The sequence below is a fragment of the Streptomyces sp. NPDC006365 genome (assembly GCF_042870755.1).
Lineage (GTDB): Bacteria > Actinomycetota > Actinomycetes > Streptomycetales > Streptomycetaceae > Streptomyces > Streptomyces xiangluensis.
In genome coordinates, this window is the sequence record NZ_JBIAHS010000040.1 from 1 (window position 1) to 9,977 (window position 9,977).

Sequence of the window (9,977 nt, forward strand, 5' to 3'; positions counted from 1 at the left end):
GCCACAAGCGGCAGAAGATTGAAAGCCACACCCGACGCCCCTGGGTGGGCCAACCATACGAAGGGCTCGCCCGGTCCCGTAGAACAACGTAGGGAAGTTTGAGCGGAGAGGTGCGTGGAGGGTCGCTCGGAATGCTCACCTTGACGGCGGTCGCCGAGGACTCGCTACGCGGCGTGTGGGCTTGGATGACGGTTCGGAGGTCGTCTTCCGCCCGCTCACGCACACTGACGCGGATCAGCTGGCAGCCTTCGTCGAAGGGCTGTCTGTCGAATCGAGACGGCTGAGCACGTTCGACGGGTACGACCTCAGGGCTGCCCGGGAGTTGTGCGACGCAATAGCCCGTTACGACAAGCTCAGGCTGGTGCTCGACGAGGTGCCGTCCGGCAGGATCGTCGGCCTCCTGGAAGTCAGCCTCGATCCCCACCCATCGGACATCGTCCGATATCGCGAGGCTAGCGTCCATCTGGCGGCGACAGACTGCCGCCGCCATCCGCGTCGGCCGCTCCTTCTGCGTCCCCGAGCAAGCTCTCCACGAATACCTGCGCGAGAGCTACCTGGTGGTTTCTGACGACGCCTCGCAACGGCCGAAACGCCGCGGGCCCCGGCAGACAGCATCAAGCCCGTGTATGGCCCAGGTTGGGAGCGCGTGACTGGGCGGGGGTCTCGGGGCCGTTGGTGTTTACCAGAGCCCGGGGATCAGGCGTGCGGTACGGGCAGCGTAGTCGGTGTAGTCGGCTCCGAAAGCGGAGGTTAGGACGGCTTCTTCGGCATGGATGCGGTGGACGTATCCGGCGAGGGCGGCGGCGGTGAGGGCGAGGTGGGCGGGAAGGTGGTCCAGGCAGAACCCGGCGCACGCGACCATGATCAGACCTCCGGTATAGGAGGGGTGCCGCACGTAGCGGTAGGGGCCGGTGCGGATCACCGGCTGGCCGGGACGAACATCGACGGAACTGCGGAAGTGCTGCCCCATGGTGGCGACCGCCCAGTGGCGCAGCGCAGTTCCGGCCCAGATTCCGGGCAGGGCAATGAGCGTATTAGCCGCGCGATCCCCCGTTACCCGCAACGTGGGAACACATCTCAGCAGCACCGCCGCGCCAACCTCGCCGAGGGCGATAGCAGTGGTCAACTTATAGGTGCTGCTCCGGTCCGCAGCGAGCTGCTCTGGGGGACGGTGGCGGCCCTGGCGCCTTTGGCGCAGGGCCCATCTGGCCTCAAGGCCGTACTCCACTGCCGCCGTGGCGGCTGCCAGAGCCCAGGCAATGGTGCTCTTCGACACCCCCCAGGCCGGTCTCGCTGCAGGTTTCCGGGCAGGAGGTGAGTAGAAAGAGGAACGAGGCATGGATCAGGTTCTTCCCTTCCGTCCTTTCCGGGACAGCGAGCTCACGCTCCTGGACCGGATGCTGAACGAGCCGGAGGTACTGGGACAGTACGCATGGACCGGATGGTCCGGCCGTGTCAACCTGCGCCAGCGATGGGAGCAAGACCGGTTGCTGTCGCCCGACCTGAGCATGGTGGCCATCGTGAGCGAGGATGTGGTGGTCGGCGCGCTGTCGTGGCGCCAGGTGGCATACAACGCGGTCTCCCACTGCTGGAACGTGGGGGCGTTTGTGCTACCGGAGGCACGCGGCCGCGGTGTGGTGGTACCGGCCGCCCGTGCCCTGGTGGAGTACCTGTTCGCCCACACCCAGGTACACCGCGTCGAAGGCCATGTGGAGGTCGGTAACGATGTGGCGCGCCACTGCGCCGAGCAGGCAGGACTGGTCTACGAAGGCACGCTCCGCGGAGCCGCCTGGCGGGGAGGCTGCTGGCGCGACGTGGCGCTGTTCGCCGTCCTGCGGACCAATCTTCCACAGCAAGCTGCGGATGGCTGAAAACCTGCCTGGGTGCCCGGCAACGGCCGGGCACTCAGGGGCACCATGACGCTCGCCGGTCAGCGGCAGCCGGTGAGACGGGCCAGAAGTTCCTGGTCCAGAGGCCGCTGCGGCAGGGGCGGCACCACCAGCGTGGAAATACCCGACATCGAGCTGTCGGGAAGCTTGGCCAGCGGCAGCGTGGTCATGCGCGGTGCCGCAGTCACATATGGAGATGCCTCGTAAATCGTCACCGGGTGGTCGGCACCATACTGAGCGACCAGAGCCTCGGTCAGGCAAACAGCGCCGGGACGCCCATCGAACTCCAGGTCGCGGTCCAACATGCCGATCACACCGACCTGCCACAAGATCAGCAGGCTTGTGGGATCGAAGACCCGGTGCCGGATCAGGAAGTCGGTTGCCTCAAAGCTCTGGCATCCCCGCCGCCCCGGATCCAGTCCCAAGTCTGCGAACAGCCAGTCCTCCGCAGAGCTGGCCGGAAGCATCCACGCCGTAACCCCTTCCAGACGCGCCCGGCGAATCGCTTCATGCCCGGCGTAAGCAAACACCCCCGGATGCCCGTAGAGGGCCACGCACACGAACTGGTCGCTGCGTACCTCCGACAAGATGTGCTCGACCATCTCCTCATACGAGTCCTGGCGTCGCTTGCCCGCGCCGTAATGCACGTTGAGTGTCTCGATCGAAGGATTCAACTGTCCGATGTGATGGGTGACCAGAGGGTCCCCGATCAGGCACAGCACCTTGTCGGCCTGCTCAATGCAGGCCCGTGCCTCTACCGTGAGGTCGCCGATGGCCCGGTATCCGGTCCCCACTACGACCAGTTGCGCCTTGTTCATGGCGACCTCCACCGGGCCATCGGCTCCCTCGGGCGTCTCGTCATTCACGCGCCAGACACACCCTTGGAGGAGTCCTCCTCGTCAGGAGCAAGGAAGAAGAGGAGCATGATGTTGCCGGAAACTTCTCTGACCGGGCTGTGCTCGGTCAGCAGGTCGCGGGTACGGCGCACATCGCCGGATGCGAGTGCTTCCCGTTCCGAGGAGGTCAGGGCTCCGTTGGCGGAGGCGTACACCTCAGCCGAGCGACGGAACTCCATCTGCCGACGCGGCTGCGTGACGAGTTCTTCCATGAACTCGACGACGGGAACAGTCATGGCTGCGACCTTTCGTGAGGCGTGTGTACTGCCAGCACAGCGCAGGAAACGCCACTGAGCCTGTCTAGACGCGCCAAACGGGTGAGCGCGATATATCTAGAGATCTTTAACTGCTGAGGGTTTCCAGACCGCTGGCCGACGTCGCCACCAGTCAGCGCAGGCGGACCACGGTGACGACCGCGTGCCGGGTCGTGCCCGCCACGACCTCCACAACGGCATCGCCAGAAGCGGGCGTGTAGGGGTCGCCGGCCTTCGTGAACGCGCGCCGGGCCTGGGGGACCAGGCGCGGGCCGACGACTGAGGCGAGCGCCGTGGTCAACCGCTGGGACAGCGCCACGCGTCCGTCGGGCAGCCGTACGGCGAGGGCCTTCGGATGCCGGGCCGCGCCAGTGAAGCCGACCACGGTGGCGTCGGCTGTGTCCGCGTGCCTGACCTTCGCCCAGACCCGGCCCGCTAAGAGCGGTTCTTGATCGATCCGGTCGTGCTCGACCGGGACGGCATCACCATCGACTCGATCGAGGACGGTTATACACCCGTCCGTCAGTTCGGCGAGGAAGTCCGGGTGCGTCAGACTGCTTGTCACCGTCTCGGTTCCCTTCTCGGGAGACCCGAGCATGTTGGAACTCGTCAGCGACACCGCGAGCGGTATGCCCTGCCCGTCGACGATGAGGTGGTGCTTGCTGCCCGGCTGTGCGTGGCCGACCGGGCTGGGACCGCTTTTGGGCCCTTGCGGGCAGCCCGCACGTGCGAGGAGTCGATCACTGCCCGCGACCAGTCCAGCTGGTTCTTCGATCGCAGCTTCTCCGGCAGCACCACATGGAGTTGGTCCCAGACGCCGGCTTCGTTCCAGGCGGCCAGCCGCTGCCAGCAGGTCATGCCCGATCCGAAGCCCAACTCCTGGGGCGCCGAGCTCTGGAGAACTCGAGGGATGGGGGCGGGCAAGGGGTGCATCGGGGATGCGCCTCTGGCCCGCCTGCTTGTTTGTCCGTGTCAGGTCAGTTCGGTGCTGGCCAGGACGCGGCGCAGTACGTTCCAGGAGAGGTCGGAGTAGGTGCGGAAGTGAGCGGACTCGTGGGGGGTGGTTTCTGTGATGTAGTCGAAGACGTCGCGGTTGTGGCTTGCGCCGTCGTGGGACTTGGGGATGGTGTGGTCTGGGTTGAGGTAGACGTGGAAGCTGGCGCCGAAGTCGTCGGTGGTGTTCATGAAGCCTGGGCCGGTGGTGCCGTCGCCGCCGTCGAGGGGGCAGTAGACCCGGTGGACAGCGTAGGTGTCTTTCGACAGCCAGGCGCATTGCCCGGGGGTGAGGGTGATCAGGCCGAGTTTGGTGGCGTTCCAGGCCAGGTGGTCGTAGAGCATGACGTCGAGCTGTCCGGCGAGGCAGAAGACGATGCCGGTGGTGTCTCCATGGGAGTGGATGGGTGAGTAGTGCTGGGCCGGCCAGATCTCCAGCACCACCGGTGAGCCGTAGTCACCTTGAGGGAGTTCGGGCTCGTCGAGGTAGCCGAATTCGGTGGCCATGTCGTCGTAGTGTCCCCGCCCGGTGCAGGCGACCCGGATGTAGGGCGGGTGGGAGTCATCATCCTTGTTCTTCTTCTCCAGGATCCGGCGCAGCAGCCCCACGCTGCCGTCGTGCTCTGCGGGGGCCAGCTGCTTGCGCATGGCCTCCACTTCCCAGGTGGACAGTTGCAGCTCTGCCGCTTTGCGTACCAGGTCCATCACTGCGGGCGGGATCGTCAATTGCCGGGTGTACTCGTCGAAGGAGGTTGCCTGGCCAACGACCGGTGACGGCGTGGCCCGCTCGCCCTGCAGACGCAACTGGCGCTCTTCGGCCTTGGTGATGTGGAAGGGATACCCCTCCCCGTGCGGGTCGGCGGCGCCAGTGGGGGAGGCGGCGTCAGTCATGCTCATGCAAAGTTCCTCGTCCTCGTGGTGGAACGCACTGCACGCGGGCGGCAAGCCGGCTGCAATCTCGGTGATCCGGCGGTGAGGGCGGCTTCTTGCCTCGGATGCGCACCCGCACATCGCAGCGCGTGGGTCGGCTGTGTCCTACCCAGGGGTGGCCCAGGCCGGCACGGGCTCGAAGTTGCGCTGAGGCGCATACGCCGTGCGGCGCACGCCCCCGGCTGCCGCCAGGGCCTGCCTGCCACCTCGCCTCCCAGCCACCCAATGGAGTCCGAGTGCGGCGAGCCGAACGTGCTGTGTCGCGGTCAGCTTCGAACGGCGCGTCAGTGCCGGCGGTGTCGCAGTGACCGATGAGGCATCAGCCGGGACAGAACGTCGTACAGCGCGATGTGCACCGCACTGGCTGCGTGGGGAGCGAACAGGCGCTGCGCTTTTCGCCGATGCCACCGTGGCCCTGGTGGCTGCCTGCGTTCCCGGCGCCGAAGCCTGCTGGCCCGCCCGGTACGCCAAAGCCCGCGACGGAGGCGATGGTCTGCTCGGCGGGGCACTTGTGAAGCCCGGCGAGGAACGGCAGGTCAGCCATCCGATCGAGTGAAACAGAACGAGACGTCCTCGGCTCTTCGACCAGCGTCTGGCTCCGCAAGCACACAGCAGGCCGTCATCCCCTGATCAGCGACCTCCCGGTGCCCGCCCGGCCAACGCGGCGTAACACGCGTCCCGTTCTCATCAGACGCGGTTCGCGCCGGTTTCCGCTTTCGCTGAGAAGACGGCAGAGTAGCCGCTGACCTGTGCTTTCCCCCTAGGCAAGCTTGGGGTAGAGGGGCGGTGCAGATCTGCGATGGCGGTGCCTGCCAGGCAAACGCGTGCCGTCTGGCTTCGTTCACTTCCAGGGATGGCGTTTGTCGCCGACTTTCAGGAGTCGGGGTCGCCCGGGTGCCATGCCACAGGAGGCGAAGTGCGGTGAACGGCCTTGCCCGATGCCGAACCGGTTCGGCTACAGGGGCAGGAGGGACAACCAGAAGGATCAAGTGGCTGAAAAGTGCCTCTTATTGTCGTATCGCCCGTCTATGTCGTGCATGACAGGGAAGGTAGGTGTGCGTCTGGTATGCCGCAATCAGCGGGAAAGAATCGAAAGGGGTTCTATGCGCTCTTCTTCTCGGCACCGTGAACCGTCGCCCGCGGTCACCCGCCCACGTCACGGGTCATGGCGCCGTACAGCCATCGCCGCAGCTACTGCGTGCGTTGCGCTGGGCGGTGTCCTGGGCACTGCGCCGTCCGCCACCGCCGACGCGGCCGGCGGCACCGGCGAGATCCGGAACGCGAGCACTGACCGGCACATCGGCACCTACGGCAACTATGGCCAGGTACTTGCCGCGTTCACTGACGCGCACTGGCCGGCCTCAGCCGACAAGAGCTGGACGTTCACTCCACGGGAGCACGGAAGGTACTACAGCATTCAGAGCACTACCAAAGGGACCTGCTGGACCTACAGTCCGAAGCCGGCGGTCGGTGGTGACTGGGATCGCTATGGTCCCTGGGTCGTCACGCTGTCGCCGTGCAGCCCGACCGCCACGAATCAGCAGTTCTCACTGTGGGCGGCATCCCGTGTCGCGCCGCGCGGGACAGTCACCATCCATCCCCGGGACGCCATGAATACCGTACTCCGGCGGACCACCCCGAACGGCGAAGGCCCGAACTACTGGAACGCGTTGAGCATGGAGACGCCTCAGGGCACGAATGAGGAGTACTGGCGTGTGCCGGTCCTGCCCAACGACTGGGGACCCGCATCCACCTGACAACCACAGCGGGGCCGGACATGAACACCCTGTCCGGCTCCGCTGCCCGTCGTACGGCCGGACCGGCACGCCGCGCTCGACAGGGTCCAGCTGAGCAAGCGAGGGCTCACGCTGCGCTTCAACACGGCCCCGGCATCCGGAAGAACCCGGACGGCACAGAAGAGCCCATGGGCGACATCCTGCACCTCTACACAACCCGCCGCCAAACAGCAGTGGGCCGGGCAGAAGTCCTGCCCGGCCCACTGCTGCGCCTGCGCGCTACGCCCAGTGCATGTCGAGGGCGTTGAGTTCGGTGCGGCGTTCGGGGGTGAGTTTGGCGGCGCGGCGGCGGGTGTTGTCCACGAATGAGCCCAGCCGGATCTGCTCGCCGTCGACGACTTCGACGTGTTTCCGCGGGACTCGTAGGTGTCCTTCGCGGGTGTGGAATTGTCGGGCGGCGGCGAGGTGTGTGGACCACCGGTCGGCCTGGGTCCGGCGTGTGGGCTGTTGCTCTGTTTCGTCTGCGGGTTCTAGCCCCAGCGCGCTGTCCAGGAGCCACTGCTGAGCAGGCAACAGTTTGTCCCACCCGAGCCGCTGCGCAGCGGCCCATGCTCCGAGGTCCTCGCCCTGGACGATCACCTTGCCCCCGCGCTGCGGGAGCGTACCGCCGGCCTGTACGTGGGCGAGGGCGAGGCGGAAGGCGCGTTGCCATCCGATTTCCCATACCGGGCACCATCCCGGGTCGATCGCCTCCAGGGCTTCCAGACGGCTCTCTGGTAGCTCCCCGGCGCTGGGCACGGTCTCGCCCGCCGCTCGGCGTTCGGCGTTGTGAAGAGCCCTCCGGGCGGCCGCGCGCTGGTTCTTGCACCAGGTCCCGATGGGGAAGTCTTCCCACACTGCTGTGGCCGGTGGCAGCAGATGGGAGTGCGCAGCCGCGTACGAGCGAGCGACGGACAGCCCTTCTTCCCATGCGGTGTCCTGGTGGGACCACACCATCCCGAGCGACTCGAGCTCGGCCACGCGTTCCGGCTCCAGCGTCCCGGCCGCGTAGTACCGCCGCTGATCGGCGATCCACACCCCCAGCGGATGACCAGCAACACCCGGCCAGTTTTCGGGCGTGACGTATGTGTAGGGGACTCGCAGCTGGTTGTTGCTGGTCTCGCGGCGCCATCGGGTTGCGGCTTCGATGCCGCGGCGCCAGTAGGCGCCTTCGGGGTCGATGATCCGTAGCCGGATGAACTGGGTGAGTGCGGTGGGGTCGCGTTCCTCGCTGAAGCGCAGTACTCCGGCCGCCGCCCCGCTCACTCGCGCGCCGGCCTCGTCCAGGTCCTGGTCCTTGTCGCGGTCCGTGTCGGTGAACTGCGCCTCGCCGTCGTCTTGTTCGTGGGCGGGGCGGCTGTTGCGGACCCGGGGATCGGCCAACGCCTCGATGGTCTCGGTGTCGTGCGCCCGCAGCGCCCCGAGGATCTTCGCGAGGGTCCCGTATGCGTCCGAGGTGAGCAATTCGTTTGCGTCTTCGTCCGGTCCGAGGAATACCGGCACGATCAGTGTGGCGATTTTCCTGCCGCCGGGATGCATCCGCAGGGCGCGCCCGACCATCTGGACAATGTCCACCATGGAACCGCGCGCGTCTGCGAAAAGTACAGCGTCACATTCGGCGGTATCGACACCCTCACCGAGGACACGAACGGAACTCAAAACCCGTAGTGCGGCGGGTATATCCCGGCCTTCGAATTCCTCACCGCTGATTAGATCTGACGCGAACTCATCGAGCACTCGCCGCCGGTGCGCGGGCGGGTGCTCGCCGTAAAGCCAGTTGGACCACACCCGCTCCGCAGCCGGGAAGGTGCCAGGGTCGTTCTCGGCGAGACGGGCCGCGACACCCGGCACCCCGGCCGCCATCGCCTCCGCCTCCCCGACCCGGCTGTGGAAGGACAGCACCCGCCGAAACCGCTCCTGCACGGCCGCGCGCATCAGCCCGGTCTGCACCGCCGCCAGCCGAGCACCTCGCACGGCCGCAGAACCGGTGTCATCGCTGGTCAGCTCCGCGTACAGCTCAGGGTCACGGATGTCCAGGCACAAGACCTGATACGGCGCCACCAGCACGAGCCGGATGGCGTCGGTCAGCTTCAGCTTGTACGCGACGGGCCCGAAGACGGGGGAGTCCTCGTCCATACTCGCCACCAGCCGCGGCACCCCGCCCTCGGCCTCCCACACGCGGGCTGTGGCGGTCATGTACAACCTGCGCACCGCAGGGATCCGTGCTTGGTCGTTCACGGCCGCCCACGGCTTCCCCGCATCCCCACTGACCCGGTGCGCTTCGTCCACGACCATCAGGTCCCAAACCGGCAAACCCACTTCATGCGCCCGCTGGAGGATGCCAAGGCCCACTGCGGCGTAGGTCGCGAACACCGTCACCGTCTCCAGCCCGGACACCCACGCGACCAGCTCGTCCGGATCGGTGGTGCAGGGCACACCGTCACTCTCCTCCGCCCGCAGCGAGCACACCCCCACCATCGCCCCACGACGCCCGCCCCGCCGCCACGCGGCAGTCATCTGCGTCAGCAGGTCCAGCGTCGGCACCAGCACCAGAACACGGCGGGCAGAAAGCCGAGTTGCGGACTCCACGCCGATCAGGGTTTTACCGGAGCCGGTGGCGGCTATTACCTGTGTCCTCAGTCCCTCGGGAGGCATACGGCCACCGGGCGGGTTCGCGAGATTCCGAAGAACACCGTCGACCGCTTCAATCTGATGCGGACGCAATTCCATGTGTGGCATACCGATTCCATTTCTTTCGCCGTGTCAGGTGTAATCGCGAGCCAACTTCAGGCCTGAACTGACGGAACCAAGCAGGGATTTCAATCTAACCGCCCCTCCGGCGCTCTTACTGGGGAGGCACTCACTAACCATCCCAGAACCTATCCGCCACACCAAAGTGACGCACAAGGGTTCGTGAAGATGGTGAAATATGGTCGACCCTGTGGGAGTCTGAACCCGCCTAGAGCTCTTGACGCTCCATCAAGCCACACACCCCGCACCCCTTGCCGCCAGCCTTGTTGACGCGCACGGAGTGTGCGTCAACTCCCGTACAAGACTGCGGAGCGGGCCTGTACGGGCCCAGGATCCGGCGTAGCCGGATCCGCCCGGCTCGCGGAGCGAGCCGGGAAGGCGGGACGGAGTCCCGCCGCATTCCGAACGGAGTTCGGAATGCTTTCGGGCGGAGCCCGAAATACCGCCGCGTAGCGGCGGCGCGTCGTGTCTGCGGAGCAGACCGCGCGC

Annotated in this window: 10 protein-coding genes; 3 read left to right on the forward strand and 7 right to left on the reverse strand. The window is 66.6% G+C overall.

Annotation, left to right across the window (positions count from 1 at the left end; translation table 11 throughout):
• Positions 1 to 490, reverse strand: a 490-nt coding sequence (locus ACFYO0_RS46260) for a hypothetical protein (RefSeq protein ID WP_388688434.1), incomplete at its 3' end; no start/stop codon positions are given.
• 189 nt (positions 491 to 679) lie between these two features.
• A complete protein-coding gene (locus tag ACFYO0_RS46265; protein WP_388688437.1) occupies positions 680 to 1,339 on the reverse strand; it encodes a methyltransferase family protein in 660 nt (219 codons plus the stop codon).
• Here ACFYO0_RS46265 and ACFYO0_RS46270 point away from each other — a divergent pair.
• Positions 1,338 to 1,871 carry a GNAT family N-acetyltransferase gene (locus tag ACFYO0_RS46270; protein ID WP_388688440.1) on the forward strand — a complete coding sequence of 178 codons (534 nt, stop codon included), beginning with the start codon at positions 1,338 to 1,340 and terminating at the stop codon, positions 1,869 to 1,871. The two genes, ACFYO0_RS46265 and ACFYO0_RS46270, sit on opposite strands and share 2 nt — an antisense overlap.
• A gap of 59 nt (positions 1,872 to 1,930) precedes the next feature.
• Here ACFYO0_RS46270 and ACFYO0_RS46275 read toward each other — a convergent pair whose 3' ends face one another.
• The 4 genes from ACFYO0_RS46275 to ACFYO0_RS46290 form a co-directional block, all read right to left on the reverse strand.
• Complete coding sequence (locus ACFYO0_RS46275) at positions 1,931 to 2,755, reverse strand: SAM-dependent methyltransferase (RefSeq protein WP_388688443.1); 825 nt, start codon at positions 2,753 to 2,755, stop codon at positions 1,931 to 1,933.
• Positions 2,752 to 3,021 carry a hypothetical protein gene (locus ACFYO0_RS46280; RefSeq protein WP_388688446.1) on the reverse strand — a complete coding sequence of 90 codons (270 nt, stop codon included), beginning with the start codon at positions 3,019 to 3,021 and terminating at the stop codon, positions 2,752 to 2,754. Before ACFYO0_RS46280 ends, ACFYO0_RS46275 begins: the two co-directional genes overlap by 4 nt.
• A gap of 151 nt (positions 3,022 to 3,172) precedes the next feature.
• The gene (locus tag ACFYO0_RS46285) at positions 3,173 to 3,604 is read right to left on the reverse strand and encodes a hypothetical protein (RefSeq protein ID WP_388688448.1); all 432 of its coding nucleotides are present in this window, start codon (positions 3,602 to 3,604) and stop codon (positions 3,173 to 3,175) included.
• Positions 3,605 to 4,011: 407 nt separating this feature from the next.
• A complete protein-coding gene (locus tag ACFYO0_RS46290; protein ID WP_388688451.1) occupies positions 4,012 to 4,929 on the reverse strand; it encodes a hypothetical protein in 918 nt (305 codons plus the stop codon).
• 451 nt (positions 4,930 to 5,380) lie between these two features.
• Between ACFYO0_RS46290 and ACFYO0_RS46295 the strand changes: the two genes are divergently transcribed.
• A complete protein-coding gene (locus ACFYO0_RS46295; protein ID WP_388688453.1) occupies positions 5,381 to 5,518 on the forward strand; it encodes a hypothetical protein in 138 nt (45 codons plus the stop codon).
• Between the two features lie 1,054 nt (positions 5,519 to 6,572).
• Positions 6,573 to 6,719: a hypothetical protein gene (locus tag ACFYO0_RS46300; protein WP_388688455.1), complete on the forward strand. Its 147-nt coding sequence runs from the start codon at positions 6,573 to 6,575 to the stop codon at positions 6,717 to 6,719.
• A 258-nt stretch (positions 6,720 to 6,977) separates the two neighbouring features.
• Here ACFYO0_RS46300 and ACFYO0_RS46305 read toward each other — a convergent pair whose 3' ends face one another.
• Positions 6,978 to 9,476, reverse strand: coding sequence for a Helicase associated domain protein (locus ACFYO0_RS46305; protein WP_388688457.1), 2,499 nt, complete (start codon positions 9,474 to 9,476; stop codon positions 6,978 to 6,980).
• Positions 9,477 to 9,977 lie beyond the last annotated feature (501 nt).